This is a genomic window from Pseudoalteromonas sp. SR41-7 (genome assembly GCF_014163935.1).
Lineage (GTDB): Bacteria > Pseudomonadota > Gammaproteobacteria > Enterobacterales > Alteromonadaceae > Pseudoalteromonas > Pseudoalteromonas distincta.
In genome coordinates this window covers 1-26,437 of the sequence record NZ_JACJEF010000006.1, presented here as the reverse complement: position 1 = coordinate 26,437, position 26,437 = coordinate 1, and the positions used below count along the sequence as shown (strand labels likewise).

Below are 26,437 nucleotides of genomic sequence, written 5' to 3'. Positions count from 1 at the left end.
GGACACCGCCCTTTCACGGCGGTAACAGGGGTTCGAATCCCCTTGGGGACGCCACTTACTTATTTTAAGTATTGTGTAAAGTAGTGTGACACCGCACTCTCTATGCACGACGTTATCAAGAGTACCAATCTCTTAGATATGTCATTTACTACTTAGATAAGAAAGTGCAGTGTTATTAGAATAAAACCACAAATTAATACCCTCATTTTATACTTCATTTTTATATCAATCTATTTACACTTTGTTACAAAACCAAACCCATAATCGCTCCATATTCCTTGTTGTACTTTTAATTAGTCTTTAAACTCATTGAGTTAATTTAAATATGGACTAAAAAATGAAACTCACAAAAATTGCACTTGCTGTTTTACTTGCATCAGGGTTGGCTGCATGTAATAGCTCAACTCAAGCTGTTGATAAAAATATTGTTACAGAAACATCAATTCCTGGCGTTACACTTATTGAATCAGTGAAATCTAATGCAGGTGAAATCAACATACCGTATAAAAAATATAAACTAGATAACGGTTTAACTGTAATTGTGCATGAGGATCATTCAGATCCCTTAGTACACGTTGATGTAACATACCACGTTGGTTCTGCTCGCGAAGAGTTGGGTAAGTCAGGCTTTGCTCACTTTTTTGAGCATATGATGTTTCAAGGATCAGAGAATGTTGCTGATGAGGAACATTTTAAAATAATATCTGAAGCAGGCGGTACTTTAAATGGTACTACTAACTCTGATAGAACAAATTATTTTGAAACAGTACCTGTAAATCAATTAGAAAAGATGTTGTGGCTAGAAGCTGACCGAATGGGCTTTTTACTCGATGCTGTAACCCAAGAAAAATTTGAAGTACAACGCGAAACAGTAAAAAATGAGCGCGGCCAACGTGTTGATAATCGCCCTTATGGTCGTTTAGGTGAACGTGTTGCTCAAGCGATGTATCCAGACGGCCATCCATATTCATGGCCTGTAATTGGTTTTATGGACGATTTAAATCGCGTAAATGTAAATGATTTAAAAGCATTCTTTTTAAAATGGTACGGACCAAATAATGCAACGCTTACCATTGGTGGTGACATCAACGCTAATGAAATACTGCCATTAGTTACTAAATACTTTGCACCAATCCCAAAAGGTCCTGAAATACCTAAAGTTGAAAAAACAGCTGTAATACTAGATGCTGATAGATATATTTCAATGGAAGATAAGGTTCACTTACCTTTATTAAGTATGAGTTTCCCAACGACTTATGCTCGCTCTGAAGATGAAGCACCTCTTGATATACTTGCTGAAATATTAGGTGGAGGTAATAATTCACTACTATACAAAAACCTAGTTAAAACTCAACTTGCTGTTCAAGCAAGTGCAAATCATCCATGCCAAGAGTTAGCGTGTTCAATTAGTCTTTATGCTTTACCAAATCCTACAGCAGGGAAAACGTTAGCTGATATGGAAAAAATCATTCGTGATTCATTTGTTGAATTTGAAGAGCGTGGCGTTACACAAGATGATTTAGATAAAGTAAAAGCTAAAATAGAGTCAGGTGCAATTTTTGGTCTGCAAAGCGTATCAGGAAAAGTCTCTCAACTAGCCGCATCTGAAACGTTTACAGGTAACCCAAACTCAGCTAAAGATGAGATTGCACGTTATAACAAAGTTACAAAAGCTGATGTTATGCGTGTTTTTAATCAATATATCAAAGGTAAATCTGCCGTTATTATGAGTGTTGTGCCAGAAGGTCAAACTCAACTTATAGCTGCCCCAGATAACTTTACGCCTAAAGCGCATGATTTTGGAGGTCCATCTACAACTTCAGCTGATGATTTAGTAGCACGAAGAGCTGTTGATACATTTGATCGAAGTATTCACCCTGTAGCCGGCGCAAATCCTGCTGTTGATGTTCCTTCTCTTTGGCAAACTAAGACCGAAAACGGTATTAAAATATTAGGTACGCAAAGTACAGAAACGCCAACCACCGCTATTTTTATTAAAGTTCCGGGTGGCTTGTATAATGAGCAAGCTAGTAAAGTGGGTTTATCGTCAATGACTGCATCGTTAATGAGCGAGTCAACGCAAAACTACACTACAGAGCAAATGAGTAACGCGCTTGAAAAACTGGGTAGCCAGGTAAGTATCTACTCAGATAAAACACATACAAATGTGTATGTTTCTAGCTTAACCAAAAATGTAGATGCAACGCTAAAGCTTGTTGAAGAGAAATTATTTAAACCAGCATTTAATGCCGATGACTTTGAGCGTAATAAAAAGCAAATCATTCAAAATATTCAACATTCAATGAAGGATGCAGGGTATTTAGCATCTAATACATACAGCAAATTACTATATGGCGACAATATAGCTGCACTTCCAAGTACTGGAACGCTTAATAGTATTGAGGCTATTACATTAGATGACGTTAAAGCTTTTTATAACGCAAACTTTAAACCACAGGGCGCGCAAGTCATTATTGTTTCTGATTTAAAAGAGTCAACAATTGAGCCAAAGGTTAAAGCTACACTTGCAAACTGGCAAGGTAAATCGAGCCCAGTAGCGGTTGATTTCAGTGAACCTAAAGTAGAAACTAATGTCATTTATCTTGTAGATAAACCAGATGCCCCTCAATCAGAAATTCGTATTGGTAAACGCGGTATGGTTGAAGATATTACAGGTGAGTTTTTTAAAGCTAACTTAATGAACTTTGCATTTGGTGGCACGTTTAACAGCCGTATCAATCTAAATTTACGAGAAGATAAAGGCTACACTTACGGTGCTCGCTCTCGTTTTTGGGGTGATAAAACATCTGGTGGCTTTACAGCTTCTGCAGCGGTGAGAGCCGACTCTACTGCAGCGTCTATTACAGAGTTTACTAATGAGCTTAATAACTATGCTCAAAACGGTGTCACGGATGAAGAGCTTATGTTTATGCGTAAAGCTATCAATCAAAAAGATGCGCTTAAATACGAAACGCCTAATGCAAAACTTGGCTTTTTAGCACAAATATTAGAGTTCGATTTAAAACCTAGCTTTGTAAAAGAAAGAAATGAGATTGTTAGCAATATTAGCAAAGAAGAAGTTAACGCCTTAGCTAAAAAACACTTAAACACTAAAGATATGATTTATTTAGTAGTGGGTGATGCTAAAACACTTCGCCCTGAGCTTGAAAAATTAGGCATGAAGGTTGTTGATTACAGCCTTTAATATTTAAATAAATAATTAGAATTACAAAGCAGCTTTTTTAGCTGCTTTTTTTTGCCTGATTTTAGAGTGTTGATCTTTTTGAAAGTAGATTACAGGGAGCAACTACAGCGTCTTTCTTTAGATATAAAATATAGTTTTATAGTTGAAGCCTTCAAATAACACCCCATTCCTAGCTTTATTATTCAGTACTTATAAAGATTCAATTTGGTAGCATAGATTTAAACATCCAACTTTATTAGGAGGATTTATGGCAAGTGGATGGGCACGAGACGGTGCAATTCAAGATCAAATTGATGCAAGTGTTAACGACGCCGTACAGTATGCAAGAAGCAATTTAATATCTGGTGCAAGTGCTGAGCTATGTGACGAGTGCGATGAAAAAATCCCACAAGCACGAAGGCTCGCGCTACCAGGAGTTCGCTACTGTGTTGCATGCCAAGCTGAAATAGAAGGCAATGGTGTCAGCGCTAAATCGTTTAATAGGCGTGGTAGTAAAGATAGTCAGTTGCGTTAAAAAAAGGTGCTGCAAAGCACCTTTTATTTAATACCAATCTGCATAACCATTTGAACTATATATAAAATTAAACCTCCCCATAGTTATACCAACCAGCATAAATCTTTGATCAATTTAACGAATTAAATTGCACTATTACGTCGATAAAAATTTTTTATTTAGAACAACTAGATACAAAAATTTTGCCTAGTTCTAGCGTAATTTTTTAACGTTAAATAGACCCCATATATAAGCAGATTGGCATTAAGCAAATTGTTATAACTTGAATTAGTTGTTAAGTAATTTAAAATTTACTCATGTCTTCTTTTTCTGAATTAACTCAATTGCATAGCCATCTGGGTCTTTTACAAAAGCAATTTCAGTAGTACCGCCTTTTACAGGCCCTGGTTCACGGCTTACATTGCCACCAGCAGCTTTAATATCTGCACATGCTTTGTAAATATCATCAAACTCAATAGCAATATGACCATATCCATTACCTAGGTCGTAGCTATCCTCGTCCCAGTTATAAGTTAGCTCTAATACTGTGTTATCTGCTTCGTCGCCATATCCAACAAAGGCAAGAGTGTATCTGTATTCACTGTTATCAGCCCTGCGTAATTCTTTCATACCTAATATTTCAGTATAAAAAGCAATTGATTTATCCAAATCCGCTACACGAAGCATAGTATGTAATAAACGCATTTTTAGTTCCTTTAGTTATTTATTCAAAGTTAAGAGTATTTTTAACTAAGCGCTATTATCAAGCGCGTTTTAGGGGGGTTATATGTATTAGCCATATATGTAGGCATTACATATAAATCACAACCTTAATATGAGAGTGGGCTTAAAACAGTTTGAGTTCGACCTTTATAAATTACCAATTAATGAATCATTTTATTAAATTTTGGATGTTTAAATAACCAGTACTCAATTATTGGTCAACCTATTAGTATAAAAAAAGTTACTGATTGTTCAACAAAAGTTAACCTTTGCTTAATTGTGCTGTTGATATATAACTATTTGTTTTAATAGGATATTAAATTAATTTTTGTGTAATTTTTAAAAATGTGGCGTTTGCTTGGTTAACTTATTGGTTGACAAAAAAGTCGTATGGTAATACAGTTTTTGCATACCAATTGGTAAGTTGCTTGGTTTGAGTGAGTACAATGTATTGGTAATTAATCAGAGTTACGTTTTGCACAGGTTAATTTATAAATAACTCAAGCTTAAAGTTACTCTACAAATTGAAACAAAAGACACAGCGTATTTATAGAGTAAATTTTACTTGTTCTTATAAAAGTATGCGCCACATATTTAGGAGTTATTCATGTCAAAACCAGTCATCGGTTTCATCGGCTTAGGCTTAATGGGCGGCAACATGGCCGAAAATTTACAAAACAAAGGCTATGAGCTAATTGTTATGGACCTTAGCAAAGATGCGGTTGCAGCATGTGTTGCTAGAGGCGCAAAAACAGCAAGCACTGCAAAAGAGCTAGCTGAAGGTTCAGATATTGTTATGTTTTGTCTTACAACGTCTGCCGTTGTAGAAAAAATTGTTTACGCAGAAGACGGTATCCTAGCGGGTATTAAAGAAGGTGCAGTATTAGTTGATTTTGGTACTTCTATCCCATCATCTACTAAAAAAATTGGTGCTGATTTAGCAGCTAAAGGCGCAGGCATGATCGACGCGCCACTAGGTCGTACACCAGCACATGCTAAAGACGGTCTTTTAAACATTATGGCTGCAGGCGATATTGATACATTCAATAAAGTTAAACCAGTACTTGAAGATCAAGGTGAAAACGTTTTCCATCTTGGCGAGCTAGGTGCAGGTCATACAACTAAGCTTATCAACAACTTCATGGGCATGACGACAGTATGTGCTATGTCACAAGCATTTGCAGTGGCAGAGCTTGCTGGTGTTGACCGTCAACAACTTTTCGACATTATGTCGACTGGCCCATCTAACTCACCATTTATGCAATTTTGTAAAAACTATGCAGTTGATAATGTTAGCGACCTTGGTTTCTCGATTGCTAATGCAAACAAAGATTTAGGCTACTTCCTACAAATGGTAGAAGACCTAGGTACTGAATCAAAAATCGCTGAAGGTTCATCAGCTAACCTACAAGCAGCGTTTGACGCTGGTATGGGTCAAGGTAACGTTCCTGAAATTTTTGATTACTTCAAAAAGTTAGAAAAGTAATACTTCTCGACCTTATTGAGCGCTTTGAGCTTTAACTTAAAGCGCTTTAACACACATGACACCAATTGACTAAAGTCTTTGTGCAATGTCAGCTTTTTTTAATTCTGATGAAGCACTACTTTCAGTCACAACGAAAAAGAGTTAACTATGCGTTTGATTAATACAATAAAGCTTAGTCTAGTTCTCATCGGTTGCATATCCACACAAGTAGCGGCCAAAGATTATTTTATAGAAAATAAACAAGCTTTTAATGATATCGCAGCTAATCTAGTTGCTGGCGACAAAGTAGTACTTAAAAATGGTACTTGGTCTGACTTCGAAATTTTACTTGAAGGCCAAGGTACAAAAAACTCTCCTATTATATTAACCGCTGAAACTAACGGAAAAGTAATTCTATCAGGTCAATCTAATCTAAGACTTGCAGGTAAATACCTTGAAGCTTCTGGTTTAGTATTTAAAGACGGCTACACACCGAGCTCAGCTGTAATAGAATTTCGTAAAAATAAAAATGAATTAGCCTACAATTCACGAGTTACTCAAACAGTAATCGATAATTACAGTAATCCAGACAAGCGAGAGTCTGATTATTGGGTTGCCTTATATGGACAACATAACCGCTTTGATCATAGTCATTTAGTTGGCAAACGCAATAAAGGTGTGACAGTTGCTGTTCGTTTAAACACCAAAGCAAGCCAGGAAAACTATCATCGTATAGATAACAACTATTTTGGCTACCGTCCAACTTTTGGTTCTAACGGTGGTGAAACCCTGCGTATTGGCACAAGCCATTACTCACTAACTGATTCGCATACATTGGTTGAAAATAATTACTTTGAACGTACCAATGGTGAAGTAGAAATTGTTTCGGTTAAGTCAGGTAAAAACATCCTTCGTAATAACGTATTTTATGAAGCGCGCGGTACATTAACGCTGCGCCATGGTAACGGCAATCTTATAGAAGAAAATATCTTCATTGGTAATGGTGTTGATCACACAGGTGGTATCCGCGTTATCAATAAAGATCAAATTGTAAGAAATAACTACCTACAAGGCCTAACAGGCTATCGTTTTGGCAGTGGTTTTACTGTAATGAACGGCGTACCAAATTCATCTATTAATCGTTATCACCAAGTAGAAAATGCGACGATTGAAAACAACACATTTATAAATGTGCGTCATATTCAACTTGCTGCAGGTAGCGATGCTGAGCGTAGCGCAGCCCCAAAAAATAGCGTAATGAAAAACAACTTAATCATAAACCAAGATGGTGAACAGCCATTTACAACATTCGACGATGTAAGTGGGTTAGTATTAAGTAACAACATTGCAGATACAAAAGTGCTTTCTGAGCTAACGTACGGTGTAAAAAAAGAAAAAATCACGCTTGAAAAAGCAAGTAATGGTCTACTTTACCCAACCTCTAAAAGTTTAAATGTAGGTGCAAAGCGCGATTTAAAAGTACTTAAAAAAGAAGATACCGGTGTTAGTTGGTATGCAAAAGTACCTGCTTTAGTTGATTTTGATTCTGGTAAGACACATTCTGTTAAAGCTGATGTAAGTGCATTACTAGATGCTATTGATAATGCAGAGTCGGGCGATGTTCTAGAACTAGCGCCTGGCCAGTATGATGTGTCTAAACTGGTTAAAATTGATAAAACGTTGACAATTAAAGCGAAGCAGAACGCAAAGTCTAAACTTACTTTTCAACGCTCTACCTTGTTTGAAATACATGATGGCGGCAGCTTAAAACTAGATGGTTTATCAATTTCAGGTGAAAACGCGCCAGATGCAATAGGTAACAGCATTGTTCGTACGCAAAAATGGGGTATGGTTGATAATTACCGCTTTGTAATGACCAACTCAGAGTTAAATGCTTTAGATATTAATCATTCATTCCATTTCTTTATCACTGGTAAAGGTGCAATGGCTGACGAAATTATTGTTACAGGTAATACCTTTAATACAGTAACAGGTGACATTTTACGCCTAAATACTGAAATTGAAGACTTAGGTGTTTATAACGCGGAATACGTTATTGTAAATGATAATACATTTAATGATGTAAAAGGCGGCATAGTTAAGCTTTACCGTGGTGGCACTGATGAAAGTACATTTGGCCCTCATTTTGAAATGACAAATAACACGCTTAATAACGTTGGCCTTGGTAAGCGTAACAAAGAGCAAGCGAGCATTTATGTTCACGGTGTTCAGGTTACTAATATTAAAGATAATAAATTTGTTAAATCTGCTCCTATTATTGTAGAGCACACAGTAGGCGAGCCTAAAACTGAAATCTCAGGCAATACATTTGATGCAACTAAAGCACCAAGTGTTAAAGAGTTAAGAGTTAAAGGCCCGCACACGGCAGTATTAAAAAATAACAACGTTTTAAATAAGGCAGGGTAAATACTATGTACTTATTAAAATGCCAAACACGTTTTAAAATAGCTGCTGTAGCTGCACTTACATTACTTACATCATTGGGGGCGCATGCAGCGCACCCAAACTTAGTGATTACTACTGATGATGTTAAGCAAATGCGCCAAGCAATTAGTAGCAACGGTAGCACAAAGTTTGCTACTGCGTTTGAATCGCTAAAAGCGCAAGTAGATGAACAAATTGCACAGCCTATCACTGTACCAGTTCCAAAAGATGGCGGTGGTGGTTATACACATGAGCGCCATAAGAAAAATTATCAACTTATGTACAACGCGGGCATTATTTATCAATTAAGCCAAGATGATAAATACGCAAACTATGTACGTGATATGTTGCTTGAGTATGCAAAATTATACCCAACGCTTGGTCTGCATCCAAAACGTAAAATGGATTCGCAAAATCCAGGTAAGTTTTTTTGGCAAAGCCTAAATGAAGCAATGTGGCTTGTGTACACAATACAAGCTTATGATCTAATTCATGACTCGTTAAATGCCGATAATATTAAAACAATCGAGAATGACTTACTCCGTCCTGTTTCGTTGTTCACATCTGTAGGCCAACCGTCTACATTTAATAAAGTACATAACCATGGAACATGGGCAACAGCGGGTGTTGGCATGGCTGGGTATGTATTAGGCGAACCTGAGTGGGTAGAAAAATCATTATACGATTTAGAAAAATCGGGTAAGGGTGGCTTTATTAAGCAGCTAGAGATGCTGTTTTCACCACAAGGTTACTATAACGAAGGTCCTTACTATCAACGCTTTGCACTATTACCATTTGTAACGTTTGCTAAAGCGATTGAAAACAACGAACCACAAAGAAAAATATTTGAATATCGCGATGGCATATTATTAAAAGCGATTGATACGACGATTCAACTTAGCTACAACGGTTTGTTCTTCCCAATTAACGATGCAATAAAAAGTAAAGGCATCGATACCATTGAGTTAGTAAATGGTGTAACGGCAGCGTACGGCTTAACCAACGATGCAGGTTATTTAGATATTGCTAAGCAACAAGACCAAATAATTCTCTCTGGTGATGGGCTAAAAGTAGCTCAAGCACTTGATAACAACATGGCAAAACCTTATTCGTTTAAATCTGTTGCCTTCGGTGATGGTAATGACGGTAAACAAGGTGCTTTAGTTGTAATGAGAACGCAGGTAGGTGGCGATCAAGCGCTACTGTTTAAACCTGCTGCACAAGGTTTGGGCCATGGTCATTTTGATAAATTAACATGGCAGTTTTACGACCACGGAAATGAAATTGTATCTGATTATGGCGCAGCACGTTTTTTAAATGTAGAAGCTAAATACGGCGGTCGTTATTTACCTGAAAACGAAACTTACGCAAAACACACTGTTGCGCACAATACGGTAGTGGTCGACGAAACAACACATTTTAATGCAAATGTTGAAGTAGGAAATAGTAATTACCCTACACTTAACTTTTTCGAAACAAATGAATACGGCACGGTTTCAAGCGGCGAAATAAGCACAGCTTATAAAGGCGTAGATCTTGAGCGTACGCTTGCACTTATTAACTTACCTGAACTACAAAGCACAGTTGCACTTGATATATTTGATGTTGCTGCAAATAAAGCGCATCAGCTTGACCTGCCTTTGCATTATAAAGGTCAGCTTATCGATACCAGCTTTGAGTTAAAAGCAAATGCAGCACAGCTGTCTGCGCTAGGTACTAAAAATGGCTACCAACATTTATGGCTTAAAGCTCAAGCGCAACCTCAAAGTGGTTTAGCTAAAGTAACGTGGCTAAACGAAAATGGTCGTTTTTATACGCAAACGAGTTTGGTTAAAGGTGATGAGTCTTTCTTGTTTACTCAAATAGGCGCAAATGACCCTCACTTTAATTTACGCAACGAAAACGGTTTTATTCGTCGTGTTGAGGGGCAAAAGCAACATAAGTTTATATCTGTATTAGAGCCACATGGTGAGTACAACCCAAGTAAAGAATATACCCTAGAAGCTGTTAGTCGAGTTACAAAGCTTGAATATAGTCAGCAGGGCGATTTAACACTTGTTGAACTTGATATTAAAGGAAACTCATATTTAGTGGCAATTAATAAAGCACAAACATCAGCTAAAAACACATTCAATTATCAAAATAAAGAGTTCACTTTAAATGGCCGATTAGGCGTTTATATGATGAACAATAATCAGGAGTAAATAGGATGCAAAAGCAAAGCGCAAACTTTTCATTTGGTAACGAGACCGAAATAGAAGACTTAGGAAATGGTCTAAAACGTCAAATGCTAGGTTATAACGAAGAGCTAATGGCTGTTAAAATTTGGTTTGAGAAAGGGGCTATTGGTTATAACCATGCTCACAGACATTCTCAAGTAACGTATGTTGTTGAAGGTGAGTTTCACTTTAACATTGATGGCGTAACTAAAATCTTAAAACCGGGTGATAGCTGCTTAATCCCACCATTTGCTGATCATGGAGCTACCTGCCCAACAGGCGGAATCCTGATTGATACTTTTAGCCCAGCGCGTGAAGACTTTCTTGAGGATTAATTATGCAACTTAAAGGCTTACGTTGGTGGGTTATAGCGCTAATAGCGCTAGCTACCATTATTAACTATATCGACCGCCAAGCACTTAGTGTGCTTTGGCCGGACATTGTTGAAGATTTATTTCCTGATGAATCAGCGCTAGAACGCAAACAAATATACGCTAATATTTCTATTGTGTTTGTATTTGCTTATGCATTTGGTCAGGCAATCTTTGGTAAAATATTTGACTGGGTGGGCACACGCTTCGGTTTTGTACTATCAATAGGTGTTTGGTCTATTGCAACCGTTGCGCATGCATTTGCACAAGGTGTACTTAGTCTTAGTATTTTTCGCGCAATCTTAGGTGTAGCAGAAGCCGGTAACTGGCCTGGTGCAGCTAAAGGTAACGCAGAATGGTTCCCTACTAAAGAACGTGCTTTAGCACAGGGTATTTTTAACTCTGGCGCCGCAATTGGTGGCATTATTGCTATTCCTTTAATTGCTTATTTAACTATCTACTTTAGCTGGCAAATGGTGTTTGTTTTTGTTGGTGCATTAGGTTTCCTTTGGTTAGTTCCATGGTTAATTTTAGTTAAAGCACCGCCTAGCTCACATCCTTGGCTTACTGCCGAAGAACGTGAATATATCTTAACGGGTCAAAGACGTGTTGATGACAACGGTGATGTAACTGGTGAAGACGAAGAGGAATATAACCCTACAACTGCTGAGTTACTTTCTCGTAAGCAAAGCTGGGGTGTAATCATTGCCTCTGCCGCAATTGACCCAATTTGGTGGTTATTTGTTTTTTGGATCCCTATTTACCTAAACGAAGTATACGGCATGGATGTTAAATCTATTGGTATATACGGTTGGGTACCTTATGTTGGCGCTATGTTTGGTGCTTGGTTTGGTGGCTTATTGGCACAAAACAGGCTTAAAGCAGGTTGGAATACAGACAAAACACGTAAGCTTACTATTACGCTGGGTTGTTTAATTATGTTACCAGCGCTACTTGCAATGGCAAATCCAGGCGGACCAACAACAGCGGTACTAATTATGGCTGTTATCTTATTTGGTTTTCAAACTGCAATTGGTAACGTGCAAACACTACCAAGTGATTTGTTAGGTAAAAAAGCAGTGGGTACATTATCAGGTTTTTCTGGTATGGCGGCAAAGCTTGGTGCTGTAGGTCTTACATCGCTAGTACCTTTTCTTACTGCTGATGGTAACTACACACCAGCATTTGTAATTGGTGCTTCTTTAGCCATCATTGCAATGGCAGCTGTTTGGATTTTAATTCCAAAAATAGAACCTCTTAAAAAGCCTCAATAATCTAGATAATAACTGCTATGCCAACATATTTTGTATATGTGCATAGCAGTTAACTACATAGGGTAACTTCCAAGATGAAAAATATTTACTTTATCGGTGAATGCATGGTCGAGCTTAGAGCTATGAGCGCGGCAACACTGCACCAATCATTTGCAGGCGATGTTTATAATTCTGCAGTGTATTTAAAACGTTGCTTCCCGCAGGTTACTACTTCGGTTGTTACGGCTTTAGGTCAAGATAATTTAAGTAAAAAAATGCTAGAACGCTTTGAAAGTGAACAAATAAATACGCAACTTGTATTTGCTCACGACACCAAAGTACCTGGTATGTACTACATAGAAACTGATGAGCATGGTGAGCGTAGCTTTATTTATTGGCGCAATGATTCTGCAGCTAAAAAGGTTGTTGATTTTTTAGATGCTGATGCACTCGAGCAGCTTAGCCAAGGTGATATGTTTTTCTTTTCAGGGATTTCATTAGCAATAATTGAAGAAAGTGCACGTGAAGACTTTTGGAAAGTGGTAAAGGAGCTTAAAGATGCTGGGGTTAAAATCGTTTTTGATCCTAATTACAGAGCACGTTTGTGGAATAGTGTAGAGGAAACAAAAGAGCAGTATCATTTAGCCTTTACGTTTGCAGATATTACCCTACCAGGCGTTGAAGATTTAACAACACTTTATGACGTTCATAGCGTAGAAGCAGTAGTTGAATATTTAAAGCCTTACCAAATTGAAGAAATTGTTGTTAAAAATGGCCCTGAATCGGTAGTGACAAAAGAGGGCGATACGCTTCAAAGCCACACCATAATACCGGTAACAAATGTTGTAGATACGACATCCGCAGGCGATGCCTTTAACGGTGTTTACTTAGGTGCACGTTTATCTGACAAATCAATTTCAAGTGCTGTACAACTTGCTGCAAAAGCGGCAGGGACTGTTATACAGCAACCAGGTGCTATTGCTCCAAAAGATATATTTCAGCTAGCAATGGCTGAAGCTGAGATCTGATACCAATTTTATTAAAAACATGATCACCTTAGCGTATTAAATAATTCACTAACTACGATAAAAATTATTTATATAGAGCAACTATGTATCATAATTTTAGCCTTGTTATTGAGCTATTTTCTTGTCGCTATAATAGCTCATTAATTTAATGCAATTGGTATAACAAAATAATTAAACATTAAAGGCCGCCATACCTCGGCCGCATTACTTTTTATAAAGGAACAACGTTATGACTCGCTTTTCTGAACTTATGGCAGGACAAACACTGCTACCTATAATTCAAGCAGATACTCCAGAGCAAGGTGTTCAAATAGCGAAAGCTATGGCCAATGCTGGGCTTACTTTAGTTGAAGTAGTGCTAAGAACAGAGGCATCTATAGAGGCATTAAAAGCTATTAAAGCACAGGTGCCTGAGCTAAAAGTAGGTGCGGGAACAGTCATCAATACTGATATTTTGGAGCAAGCACTTGAAGCGGGTTCTGATTTTATTGTAACCCCAGCGGTGTCTCCTACGTTACTTGAAGCACTTGCTAAATGTAATGTGCCGGTACTTCCTGGTGTATCAAACACCGGTGATATTTTAATGGCGCTTGAATATGGCTTTGAAGAGCAAAAATTATTCCCAGCATCGCTTGCCGGTGGCGCTCCTTTTGTGTCAGCTGTGTCGTCAGTATTTAGAGCAGTCAGCTTTTGTCCTACAGGTGGCGTTAGCGAAAGTAACAAAATGGACTATCTTTCTTTAAATAATGTATTCGCCGTTGGCGGTACTTGGATAGCGAAGAAAGAATGGGTTGAACAAGAAAATTGGCAAGCAATTACTGATTCTTGTATCCAGGCTTTAAAATAGAAAGGATTTCATAAATGAATTATTTAGCCCCAACAATACTACCAGGCGTAATCGTTGGCGACGAAGTAAGTGCTGTGTACGAGCATGCACGTACACATCAATATGCGTTGCCAGCGGTAAATGTTGTTAGCACAACATCTATTAATGCGACGCTAGAAGCTGCTAAAAAGAAAAACTCGCCCGTTATTATTCAGCTTTCTAATGGTGGAGCACAATTTTTTTGTGGTAAAAGCTTATCTTTACCAGAGCAACAATCAGCTGTGCTTGGGGCGGTAAGTGCTGCAAGATATGTACATTCAGTGGCAGCACATTATGAAGTAGCAGTGATGCTTCACACTGATCACGCAGCTAAAAAGCTACTACCTTGGATTGATGGTTTGCTTGATGAAGGTGAAAGACACTTTGAACTGACTGGCAAACCATTGTTTAGCTCACATATGATTGATCTGTCAGAAGAGCCTTTAGAAGAGAATATCGAAATTTGTGAACGTTACTTAACGCGTATGGCAAAAATAGGTATGACGCTTGAAATTGAGCTTGGTTGCACGGGTGGCGAAGAAGACGGTGTTGATAACTCACACCTAGATAGTTCTGCTTTATATACTCAGCCTGAAGATGTTGCATTTGCTTACGAACGCTTAAGTCGTATTAGCCCTAACTTTATAATTGCAGCCTCTTTTGGCAATGTTCATGGTGTATATAAACCGGGTAACGTTGTTCTTACGCCAACTATTTTAAAAGATTCACAAGCTTACGTATCAGAAAAATTTAATCTACCAAGCAACTCAATTAACTTTGTTTTTCATGGTGGTAGTGGTTCTGAGTACAGTAAAATTGCAGAGTCTTTAACGTATGGCGTAGTGAAGATGAATATTGATACCGATACGCAGTGGGCGTGTTGGACAGGTATTTTAGATTACTACAAAGACAAGCAAGCATACCTACAAGGGCAAATTGGTAACCCTGACGGGGATGATAAGCCAAACAAGAAATACTATGACCCTCGTGTATGGTTGCGTCATTCAGAGCAAAGTATGGTTGCAAGGCTAGAGCAATGCTTTGACGATCTAAATTGTGTAAACAGGTATAGCGCATGAAAAGATTAAATACAGTATTGAAAGAAGACGGTGTAGATACCGATCTTATTTTACTTATTCGCACAATTTTAGCGACCAGTAAAGAAATTGCTTTTCGAGTAAGCCAAGGTGAATTAGCCGGTGTTTTAGGCTCAACTCTGAATGAAAACGTTCAAGGTGAAGTTCAAAAAAAGCTTGATGTAATCGCAAACCAACTACTTAAAGACATCCTACTTGATGATAGCAGTGTACGATCTGTTGCATCAGAGGAAGAAGATCATGCGGTAGGTGGCCACCCTGAAGGTAAGTTTATTGTTGCTTTTGACCCGTTAGATGGCTCTTCTAATATTGATGTTAATGGGCAAATAGGCACTATATTTACTATTTACTTAGCCCGTGATGATGTTCCTTTTGACAGCGACGAGCAATTTAGTCAGCCCGGTGTAAATCAAGTGTGTGCAGGCTATGTGTTATACGGCCCTTCATCATTAGTTGTAATGAGTACTGGCGGTCCTACGCGTTGTTATACGTTAGACTCAACACATGGCGGTTACTTACTGACAAACAAGCAGTTAAGTGTGCCAGAACAAAGCCGTGAATTTGCCGTTAATATGGCTAACTACCGTTACTGGGACGAACCAACACAAGTGTATTTTGATAAATTGCTATACACCTGTGAAAGCTTTGAAAAAAGCTCAATGCGTTGGAATGCAGCGATGGTAGGCGACGTTCATCGTATTTTATGCCGAGGCGGGTTATTTTTGTATCCACAAGATAAACGCAGTGGTAACGATAACGGAAAAATAAGACTGCTTTATGAAGCAAACCCGTTAGCACTTTTAGTTGAAAACGCAGGTGGTAAAGCAACCTCTAGAGGAACGCGAATTTTAGATATTGCGCCAACTAGCTTGCACCAGCGTGTGCCTGTTGCTTTGGGTTCAAATGAGCCTGTAGAGTTTTATAATAACGCCATGTTATAAAACAGCACTCAAAAAAAGGGGTAAGAAAATTGCCCCTTGTTTTACCCTTAATTTTAATTCTCTTTGTAAATCATCCTCTTTATACAAACTCACTTCTTTTCTTATTGTCTTCAAATAAGAATACTTCACATATATTTAATAATATTACCTTCTAAACCCTATATAAAACTAAGTTTTTACTATAAGGCTATGTATCTTCAACGTTATTTTTCACAATTGAATTCAATTTTTAACCAACAATAAAAGCCCAAGGTTAACTTGGTGTTTATTTATTGTTATTTAATTAGGTTGGGATAGTGGAAAAACTTATTTTATTGTGGTTATATTACCAAGTTGGTTAACAATTTATTTGCAATTTAAATGAATTTGGTAATAAACACATGATTTATTTGGTAACACACACAATAGATAGCCAAATATTAAAACTATAAATTTGGAGAATAGAGCCACCATGAAATTCAAACATTTTGCGCTATGCGCTATTGCAGCAGCAATCGTTGGTTGTGACACAAACTCAAACAACAATGACAACAACTTGGGCTCTATTGCTCTTAGTGGAACTGTTACAAGCGGACAAACATTAACAGCTGAAGTTAGTGACCCTGATGGAATCTCAGGTGACGTGACTTACTACTGGTATGCAGATGGTGAGGCAATTGCTGGTGCAAATAGCGCTTCATTTACATTGACTGACGATCAGATAGGGTTACCAATTACAGTTCAAGGGCTTTATACAGATGATGGCGGTATTAATGAATCGCATATTACAGAACCAACCGCAGATGTTGCCGCAATCGCATTTCCTGCAAGTTTAACTATTACAGGTGACGCACTAGTTGGTTCGCAACTAACTGCTAATGTAGCTGACGACAATGGCTTTGATGGCGATACAGTAACTTATAAATGGTTTGCAGATGACGTAGAAATTGCTGATGAAGCACTTTCAACGCTCACGTTAACAGACGCACAGTTTGGTACAGTTATTACAGTTAGTGCATCTTTTGAAGATAGCCGTGGGTTTAACGAGTCTGTAACTTCAGCCGGTACAGAGGTTGTCGCACGAACAAACTCAGAAGGCGAAGTTACAATTAGCGGCACGCCAACTGTTGGAAATACTTTAACAGCAGAAATTAATGATACCGATGGGGCGACAGGAGATATCACTTATCAATGGCTTGCTGACGCACAAGAGATAGATGGCGCAATAGAGAGCACCTTTACAGTTGATGCATCACTTTTAGGTCAAAAGGTAAGTGTTAAGGTTGCTTATACAGATGATAATGGGTTTATCGAGGATAATACATCAGAGGAAACAATTGCTGTTTCTGCTGTTGCGGTTGACGAAGCCGGTAGCGTAGCCATTATGGGTGTAGTGCCTTATTTAACAAATGGCGAGTTAACCGCTGAGATAACTGATAACAACGGCGTTGAAGAGGCTAACGTTACTTATACTTGGTCTGCTGATGGCGTTGAAATAGCTGGGAGCAATAGTAAAACATTTACGCCTTCTGATTACGCTGGCTCAATAATGTCAGTAAAAGCCACGTATACAGATAATGATGGCTTTGCGAGTGAGGTTACAAACTCACTTGATACATTGGTTTACACACAATTAGTTAGTAGCCCTGAAGCACTCCTTGGTGCTATAAGTGGCGGTTTAGCTGACGGTGATGTTATTGGTTTAAACACGGGTGTTTATGCTGATATGGACGCAATTTTATTAACCAGTGCAGTAACGCTTCGCGCTGTAGAAGGTCAAACTCCTGTACTTAGTGGTGAAGTATGTGTGCATGTAGCTGCTGGAGTAGATGGCGCGGGGTTAACAGGGCTTACCTTTAAGAATATAGATACTAAAGCGGGTGCATTTTGTGAAACCGAAGAAGGTGCTGTTATTTACTCAGAAGGGGATAACTTTACTTTTTCGCAAAACACGATGGATGGAGAAGAAGCGACACTCAATAACTCTGAATACCATTGGCTGATGATAAAAGGTCAAAGTGCGTTGGTTGAGCGAAATACATTCTCTAATCGAAATGTAGCAGAAAAAGGGTCTGTGATAAAAATATCATCATCAAGCTCTGATCACGTTATTCAATATAATTTATTTAGTGACAGTGATAATCCAAACTTTGATCAATCAAGTTTATACTTAATTAATGCAGGTAGTACAACGGGTAGTGGTGCAGCTGATAACGCAAACTTTACTATTCAGTATAACCGCGTAGAAAACTTTGTAACGGGTCGTCGTTTAATGCGTGTACAAACTTCTGGCGCAACCATCAAAGGCAATACAATCATAAATCCTAATGGTGGTATTTCATTAGAAGATGGTGGATTTAATAGTGTTACAGACAACATCATTATTCGTACTACAGATATTGCAAGCTCAAGCGACAGACCTGCTGGGGTATTGATCACACCACTTGGTCACACTGTGAGTAACAACTACATTGCTGGTATTCGTTCTGGTAATAAAGAAGCGGGCGGTATTGTATTTACAGCTAACCCATTTTCACAAGCTGATGGCGGTGTGCCAAACTCGGGTAACCAAGCTGTACTTGATAGCGCTGGCGACTTTACACTAAATGTAACAAACAATACGGTTTTGAACTCACAGCAACCTATTGTATTTAGTACGGAAATAGGCTCTAAAGCACCAACAAGTGATTGTGATGAGTTAACCGCAGCGAATGCGCCGGTACTCTATGGGCTGACCAAAAATGCGTTTGTTATAAACTTTAATGGAAATTTAATTGCAAACGGTTTAGGTGATCAAACAGACGCAGATACAATAAGCAGCAGTGCTACAACTCAAGGCCTATTTTACCCAAATACACTTGATAGTGACCATGCTTTTGAATATGACTGTGACTTAATTAATCATGATAGTTCGGTGCTAAGTAACAACTTTGGTTATATGGATAGTCGAGTATCAGGCGATGCAAGCGGTGACTGGGTTGAAATTAGACAACTAAATGGTAATGGCGCATTCGATACTGATGGTGCAATTGACCAAGACCCAGCAAATAACGGTAAAGAAGTGCTTGAGTACGTTACAGCAGCAAGTACGTTATTAGAAACTGACCCTGCAGGCCTTCAGGCAGAGGCAGGTGCTAAAGGTCTTCATTATATTCAATCATCTGAAGTCGGTGTTGGATCTACATGGAAAATACAAAACGATTAAGTAACCAATTAATCAGTTAACTTTTAAAAGCCCCAAATTTGGGGCTTTTTTATTATTTATTAATAATCACTACACTTTTCTCAACCTACATTACCCATTTATCGACTAGTTTAGAGCTGTTTATATTCTAGCAAAAAACCTGCCTGACCTACTGGTAATGCCGTTAAGTTAAAATTGGTATACCTTATGGTAATATTAAAACGTCAAATTGGTTGATCATCGTGCTGGGTTTAAGTATATTAATATCAAAGGTCACATAAAATATACATCAGCATAACAAGCTAACACACTAAAATCACACAACAACAACCAGCGGAGAATTCAAATGTCGTTGAAGTCACGAGATAACAATAATTCTACAACAGGGCAGTTTGCAATGCGCCCAGTTGCAAAATGGGTAAGAACAGCGGTCATCGCAGGTATGGCAAGTTCTTGCGTATTTACAGCAAGCGCACAGGAAGATCAGGGAAAAGCGACAGAAGTTGAAGAAGACGTTGAAATAATTAGTGTTACAGGTACACGTAGAACGATACAAGATCAAATAGCAATTAAACGTGAAGCAACAACGGTAGTTGATGGCCTGTCATCTGAAGATATTGGTGATTTACCAGCACTGTCTATCGGTGAAGCACTAGAATCAATTACAGGTGCTGCATCTCACCGTGAAAACGGTGGTGCTACAGAAATCACTATCCGTGGTCTTGGTCCATTTTTAAGTGCAACACACATTAATGGTCGTGAAGCGACTAATGGTAGTGGTGACCGCTCAGTTAACTTTTCGCAGTTCCCTTCTGAACTTGTAAAAAAAGTAGCGATATATAAAACGCAAGATGCCTCAATGATTGAAGGTGGTGTTGCAGGTGTTATTGCACTTGAAACTATAACTCCACTTGATTTTGGCAAACAACGTGTATCAGCTGAGGTTAAATTAAATTACAACCCAGACGAAGGTAATGTAGATAACTCGCTGCAAAGTGACGCGGGTTACCGTGGCACGTTTAGTTATGTTGATCAGTTTGAATTTGATAACGGCCAAGCCGTTGGTGTGTCTTTTGGTGTGCAGCGCCAAGAAATTAGTCAACCAGAGGCTGAATACAGAAGTTCTAGCCCATCAGGTTCTTCATTATGGGCGTGTTTAAACGATCCGACTAATACCAATGAAGGTTTTTATCGTAGCAGCGCAGGCGACTGTGAAGACCAAGTTAATGGCAGTAGCAACCAAGGTTACGATACAGAAATCGATCCAGAAACAGGTAAAGCAGTAAGTGATGGTACTCCGTATGCTTGGACTGGCAGTAGCCGAAGCTTTCGCCAAAACGAGACATCAGATGAACGTGATGCAGTATTTTTTGCACTGCAATACCAACCGTCAGCTGATTGGGATGTTAACTTTGATGCACAAATTTCAGATAGAACACAACAAGAAGCACGCCACGATTTAATCTTTTTACAAAAACGTGCAACACCAGGTGTAACCGGTCCAACACTTGTAACTAACGATGTAGGCGGTATTTTACATTGGGAAGGTGAAGAGCGTATTGAATCAGCGGGTGAGCAATTTTCTCGTGAAGAAAACTACCAAGGTTACGGCATAAATATAGAACATACAGTTACCGATAGATTAACTGTTGACTTAGATTTAGCGTATTCAAAAACTGAACGTGAAGAACTTCAAATATCTAACCGTGGTAGAACATCAGGTCGCAATTTCTTTTCTTGGGATATGGGCGATGAAATTCCTCATTTCACACTGACAGATTTTGACGTAACAGATATTTCAAACTTTACAGATAGCCTAAGAACACGACTTGACCGTGAAAATGTTCGTGAAAACGAAGTTATATCAGCGCGACTAGATTTTGACTATGCGCTAGATGGCAACGTTTTTACAAGTATTCAAGGTGGTATTAGAACATCTGAAATGACCTTCCTACAGTATGGTGGTAGCCAAGGTAACGGTTCAAGAAACGAATTTACACTAGACTCTGGTACTGAAGCGCTTGACGTATTACAAGGTTGTCAAATCGATTTCCCTGAATCAGGCTTTTTATCGAGTGTATCTGATGGTGATATCGTAACAAATATTGATAGCGACGGTAACGTTGTAGCTAGCGGTACAGGTTCATCATGGGCTACATACGACAACGTATGTTTCTCACAAGCTGTAGCTGGTTCTAACGTTGATGGTGTGTTTGCTTACCCAGAAGTTGAATATGAAAATGCAGGTACAATTGATGTAACAGAAAAAACAACATCAGTGTACTTAATGGCTAACTACGATACTGAAATGTTTGGCAAATTCATTCGCGGTAACTTTGGTCTTCGTATTGTAGACACAGATGTAACTTCGATTGGTTTTAGAAATAGCTTTGATGTTGTAACAAGTGATACCGGTGTACTGTCTCTAGTTGAGTCTGATAACGGTTCACTGGATAAAATAAAAAGTGGTGGCGATTACACTAAGTATTTACCAAGCTTTAACCTAGTTATTGATTACAGCGAAGATATTTTATTCCGAGCAGGTATATACCGTGGTATGTCACGCGCAAATCCATCTAATTTAGGTTATAGCCGTACATTCCAAGAAGATACAGAAGGTACAGCAACATCAATCAGCGATTTATTAGTGGGTGTAAATGGTTCTGGTAATCCAGACACTCAACCACTTATGTCTTGGAACTACGACGCTGCGTTTGAATGGTACCCTAACGAAGATTCAATCTTAGCGTTAAGCTTATACTACAAACAGTTCAATGGCGGTTTTCAACAACAAACCGTAATTGAAGATTTTACTGTTGCCGGTGAAACAGTTTCACTACCAATCACCAACTCTGTTACGTCAGACGAGGACAGTGAAATATTAGGTCTTGAAGCTTCATTTTCTTACCACTGGGATAATGGCATCGGTATGAAATTTGGTTACAACTATGCAGACACTGACTTTGAGTTCCAAGATAGCTTATACGGCGATACGTTTGTTACTGATGTAGACGGTAATACTACACAATTAACTGACGGTATTGTTGAGTCAGCTTCAGTACCTGGCTTCTCAAAGCATGTATTTAGCAGCCAGCTGTACTACCAAATTGGTGGGTTTGATACTGCCGTTATTTACAAATATCGTAGTGAGTATTTCCAACCATATACTACAAATGGTACTCGACTTCGTTATGTTGATTCTGTAGGCGTTTGGGAAATGCGCGCATCATACAAAATTGATGAGCACTTTAGAGTTAAAGCAGAAGCAATTAACTTGTTCAGCGCACCTAAATCACAAGATTTCTTTGTTGAAGGAAACTTAGGTGAAGTGAATGACTACGGCCCACGCTTATTCTTAGGTTTAAGCTACAAGCTGTAATAATAGTTAAACATTAAATCTCATTAAAAAGGCGGTTTTACCGCCTTTTTTGATCCCTAAATTCTTCAATTTTATATTTTCAATAGCGCTAATAAATAGTACTCAACACAGCTCGCTTTCTAATAAACGCTTCTTGACTCAAAACCAAATTGGTTAACCAATAATGCCATTTATTCAGCACGCCCAACATCATCGGTTTCTCCTTCCTAAATTATTTCATTTTTAAAACGATAACTCTTTTAACCCTTGTAATTAACAGCTCAATTTCTAATTAAATTTAAAATCAATAAATAACAATAACTTAAAATCTACTTTATGATTTTAAATTATAGGTTAGTTAAGTTTTTCTATTTTGGTAATAACATATTGCATAATATTTGATCTAAATTTATTACCAAAAGGTTGACCTTTTTATAGTTGGGTGTAAATATAAAGTTAAGGGTTTGTAATAATTAAGGGCTTTTAATAAAAACAATAAAGTAGCTGGTTAAACATAGCATTTCACACACACAGGAAAAAAACTATGAGTCACAAGTTATCTAAAATTACACTGGCAGTTATATCGGCAACCGCACTTGGTATGTCTTTGTCTACACAGGCGCAAGAAGCTCCAAAAAAAGCTGCAGACGATCTTGAGGTTATCGAAGTTTCAGGCATTCGACAATCGCTTACAAATGCGCTTGCACAAAAGCGTTCAGCAGATAGCCTTGTTGAGATTATTGAGGCTGTCGATATTGGTAAGCTACCAGATCAAAACCTCGCAGAAGTACTTGAAAATGTAACAGGGATTCAAATTACCCGTGAAGCAGGGGTAGGTACAGGTGTTCAAATTCGTGGTACCAATGCCAATCGTACAGAAGTGAACGGCGTATCAACAGTTGGCTCAGGGTCTGGGCGAAGTGGCATTAGTTTTGAAGATGTATCAGCTGCAATCATCTCCGGTGTAGAAGTAATTAAGTCACCTGAAGCAAAAACAATCGAAGGCTCTGTGGGCGCAACAATAAACCTTAAAACAATTCGCCCGTTACAGTTAAATGAAACTCTAGGCTCAATTAGAGTTCAAGGTGAAGATAGTAGCTTATCAACAGATGGTGTTACTCCTAGGGTATCGGGTGCTTGGGGTGATAACTGGGAGCTTGATTCTGGCGGTAAGTTTGGTGTTGTATTTAGTGGTAGTTACAGTGAGCAAGACGTAACCGCATTTCGTCCTCGTGCTGATAGAGATAATTCGATAGCCGCTGATAGTGGTGCTGCAAGTGCACAATCGTTTGATTTTCTACCAGTACAATTTTTGATTCAAGATTACGATAATTACGAATACGAGACAAAAAACTTCGCAGGTACATTTGAATATGCACCAAACGATAATATGAAATTCTTTTTTGATGCAGTTGTTAACGATCAAGAGCGCCGCCAAGAAAGCTCAAGAGTACAAGCATCTGGCCTAAGTGATCTTAGAAATGTATCAATACCGAGTGAATTTGAAACAGTTAATTTTGGTTCTCTTGACGGACAAAACCTAGGCAGCATACAAGCGGCCGTAAGAGGCGTTATTCCGGTTGAAGACGGTGGTGGCGATCCTAATTTACGTTTTTCTAGTGATACTAATTCACGCATAACAAAAAGCAAAATATTTAGAATAGGGGGCGAATGGCAAGGCGATAGATTATTTGCAAGTGTTGAAGCCTCAACCTCTCGTTCTGATTCAACTACACCAAGCTTTAATACAACGCTTAATTTTATAAATCCAAATGTCGCTACTAATTCGTCAAATGAAAACGGGACTCCTTTTGAGTATGATCTTACAGGTGATGCACTTACATTTGGTATTGCAACGGGGGAGGCAAACGCACCAACAATGGCTCAATTACTCGACCCTGCAAATGTTGTTCTACGTGACGTAAACCAAGGGCAAGATGAGTCAGAAAATACAGAAGATGCGTTTCGTACAGATTTTACATATTACTTAGATGATGTAATAACGTCAGTCGATTTTGGTTACCGCTACAGTAAAACGAGCAGTATGTCGGATCAAGTTCGCTCTAACGTTGGTTTAAGAAATATGGCTGATAGCCCAACGGGTGATTTATTTGCACAATTATTAACAGCGGGCCCAGATAACTTTAATGATGGTGATGGGCGAGCACTTTATATTCGTGATTTCTTACTTATAAACCCAGAGCTTGCATCCTCTGATCCACAAGCTGTATTAGCAGCACTTAACCAAGCGATTGAAGCTAATAATGCAATAACAGGTTCTGATCGTGGTCCAATAAGTTCACCAACGTCTCAAGTAAATGCGTTTTTTGATATTGAAGAAGAAACACATGCCTTATATGCACAAGCTAATTTTGAGTATGGCATGTTTCGCGGTAACTTTGGCTTACGTTATTTAGAGACTGAAGTTACATCGCTAGGTAACTCTGTTACTCAAGATGGAAGTGGCAACGAACTGGTGACTCAAGTAACGTCAAAAGGTGATTACGATTTCTTTTTACCACGATTTAATTTAGCCGCGAATGTAAGTGAAGATGTGATTGTTCGTCTAGGTTGGTCAAAAGATATCAGACGCCCAGATTTTGATGACCTATCTACATCCGTTACGTTTGGCACCAGCCCTAATAGTGCAGTTTCAATAGGTAACTCAGGCTTAGAGCCAGAAGAAGTAACCTCTTTCGATATATCCACTGATTGGTATTTTGCACCCGCTGCTTTATTAAGTGTGGGGTACTTTCATAAAACACGTAGCGATTTGCACGTTACACAGCAAGTTGACCCATTTGAAGACCCAAACACAGGCTTTCGCGATACAAATGGTCCTGAATGTGAAGGCGGCGGCATATTTAACCCAATTGCTGACATAAACGTATTTGGCCCAGATGCTGGTGTAGGGTTATGTGTACCAACACAAACTACTATTAATGATTCTGGTGAAACAACACAGCAAGGTATCGAGCTTGCAGCTCAATACGACTTATCAAATTTTGAAAAAGAGCTAGGCTGGGCATCAGGTTTTGGTGTTGTTGCTAACTACACCTATCAAGAATTTTCTGGTGGTGAATCATTTGACACCGCAACGAGTCGTGCAAATGCTGTTTTTGCATTAACAACCGGTAACCCGGATGCAGACATCAGTGCTAAGCAATCACTCATTGATCTGTCAGAAAACGCATATAACATCACATTTTACTATGAGAAATACGGTCTATCTGCTCGAGCGCGTTACACGTGGCGCGAAGGGTACCGTTCAACTGACTTTGGTAGCACTTCAAGCTTCCCATGGGGTTTCCCTGTTGTACAAGAAGACAGAGGGCAGCTTAATGCCAGCATAAGTTATGATGTGAACGATCAGCTAAATATCGGTATTGAAGCCGTTAACTTAACTGAGTCAGAAGTTAGCCAGTCTTGTGTAAACGAAGGTGCTTTACTTTGTTTCCAAGGTATTACAGACCGCCGTATTACATTTGGCGCAAGCTATAGATTTTAAAGGTTATAGTTAAATCGAGTCTATAAGTGTGTGTATTTAAAGACGCTAAAAGCAAGCCACCTGGCTTGCTTTTTTTTAACTATAATTAGTTAACATTTACAAAAATGATTTATTCCACTTTGTATTTTACTTATCAATACCGTTACAGCGGCAATGTCTTGCGACACTGCCACCAGTAATTATACCAACCTGCATAAATCTTTGATCAATTTAACGAATTAAATTGCACTATAACGTCGTTAAAAATTTTTTATTTAGAACAACTAGATACAAAAATTTTTGCCTAGTTCTAGCGTAATTTTC

15 protein-coding genes are annotated in these 26,437 nt (G+C 38.5%); 14 read left to right on the top strand and 1 reads right to left on the bottom strand.

Translation table 11 applies throughout. The features are described 5' to 3' along the window. Window positions 1–337 precede the first annotated feature (337 nt). Window positions 338–3,205, top strand: a complete 2,868-nt coding sequence (locus tag H5092_RS09710) for a pitrilysin family protein (protein ID WP_182733426.1) — start codon at window positions 338–340, stop codon at window positions 3,203–3,205. A 247-nt stretch (window positions 3,206–3,452) separates the two neighbouring features. Next, the gene (locus H5092_RS09705) at window positions 3,453–3,719 is read left to right on the top strand and encodes a DksA/TraR family C4-type zinc finger protein (protein ID WP_182733425.1); all 267 of its coding nucleotides are present in this window, start codon (window positions 3,453–3,455) and stop codon (window positions 3,717–3,719) included. A gap of 294 nt (window positions 3,720–4,013) precedes the next feature. On the opposite strand, the gene gloA is transcribed toward H5092_RS09705, so the two are convergent. Continuing rightward, window positions 4,014–4,403: a lactoylglutathione lyase gene (gloA, locus tag H5092_RS09700; RefSeq protein ID WP_182733424.1), complete on the bottom strand. Its 390-nt coding sequence runs from the start codon at window positions 4,401–4,403 to the stop codon at window positions 4,014–4,016. Window positions 4,404–5,028: 625 nt separating this feature from the next. Here gloA and H5092_RS09695 point away from each other — a divergent pair. From H5092_RS09695 to H5092_RS09640, 12 genes are all read left to right on the top strand, one after another. Next, window positions 5,029–5,907 carry an NAD(P)-dependent oxidoreductase gene (locus H5092_RS09695; RefSeq protein ID WP_002962960.1) on the top strand — a complete coding sequence of 293 codons (879 nt, stop codon included), beginning with the start codon at window positions 5,029–5,031 and terminating at the stop codon, window positions 5,905–5,907. A 147-nt stretch (window positions 5,908–6,054) separates the two neighbouring features. Beyond that, window positions 6,055–8,313, top strand: coding sequence for a polysaccharide lyase 6 family protein (locus H5092_RS09690; RefSeq protein ID WP_182733423.1), 2,259 nt, complete (start codon window positions 6,055–6,057; stop codon window positions 8,311–8,313). 5 nt (window positions 8,314–8,318) lie between these two features. Next, on the top strand, window positions 8,319–10,535 hold the full coding sequence (locus H5092_RS09685; RefSeq protein ID WP_182733422.1) for a heparinase II/III family protein: 2,217 nt from the start codon (window positions 8,319–8,321) through the stop codon (window positions 10,533–10,535). 5 nt (window positions 10,536–10,540) lie between these two features. Beyond that, window positions 10,541–10,885, top strand: coding sequence for a cupin domain-containing protein (locus H5092_RS09680; protein WP_002962963.1), 345 nt, complete (start codon window positions 10,541–10,543; stop codon window positions 10,883–10,885). A gap of 2 nt (window positions 10,886–10,887) precedes the next feature. Next, entirely contained in the window at window positions 10,888–12,195 is a 1,308-nt protein-coding gene (locus H5092_RS09675; protein ID WP_002962964.1) for an MFS transporter, read from the top strand. Between the two features lie 74 nt (window positions 12,196–12,269). Continuing rightward, on the top strand, window positions 12,270–13,202 hold the full coding sequence (locus H5092_RS09670; RefSeq protein ID WP_182733421.1) for a sugar kinase: 933 nt from the start codon (window positions 12,270–12,272) through the stop codon (window positions 13,200–13,202). 229 nt (window positions 13,203–13,431) lie between these two features. After that, complete coding sequence (eda, locus tag H5092_RS09665; protein ID WP_058154918.1) at window positions 13,432–14,049, top strand: bifunctional 4-hydroxy-2-oxoglutarate aldolase/2-dehydro-3-deoxy-phosphogluconate aldolase; 618 nt, start codon at window positions 13,432–13,434, stop codon at window positions 14,047–14,049. Between the two features lie 14 nt (window positions 14,050–14,063). Further along, window positions 14,064–15,146 (top strand): class II fructose-bisphosphate aldolase, encoded by a 1,083-nt coding sequence (gene fbaA, locus H5092_RS09660; protein WP_002962276.1) that lies wholly within the window; start codon window positions 14,064–14,066, stop codon window positions 15,144–15,146. Then, the gene (locus tag H5092_RS09655; protein ID WP_182712204.1) at window positions 15,143–16,105 is read left to right on the top strand and encodes a class 1 fructose-bisphosphatase; all 963 of its coding nucleotides are present in this window, start codon (window positions 15,143–15,145) and stop codon (window positions 16,103–16,105) included. The genes fbaA and H5092_RS09655 overlap by 4 nt, the downstream gene beginning before the upstream one ends. Before the next feature lie 451 nt (window positions 16,106–16,556). Continuing rightward, window positions 16,557–19,289, top strand: a complete 2,733-nt coding sequence (locus H5092_RS09650) for a poly(beta-D-mannuronate) lyase (RefSeq protein ID WP_182733420.1) — start codon at window positions 16,557–16,559, stop codon at window positions 19,287–19,289. A 325-nt stretch (window positions 19,290–19,614) separates the two neighbouring features. Continuing rightward, on the top strand, window positions 19,615–22,647 hold the full coding sequence (locus H5092_RS09645) for a TonB-dependent receptor (RefSeq protein ID WP_182712202.1): 3,033 nt from the start codon (window positions 19,615–19,617) through the stop codon (window positions 22,645–22,647). Window positions 22,648–23,170: 523 nt separating this feature from the next. Next, complete coding sequence (locus H5092_RS09640) at window positions 23,171–26,134, top strand: TonB-dependent receptor (RefSeq protein ID WP_182715632.1); 2,964 nt, start codon at window positions 23,171–23,173, stop codon at window positions 26,132–26,134. Window positions 26,135–26,437: the final 303 nt, after the last annotated feature.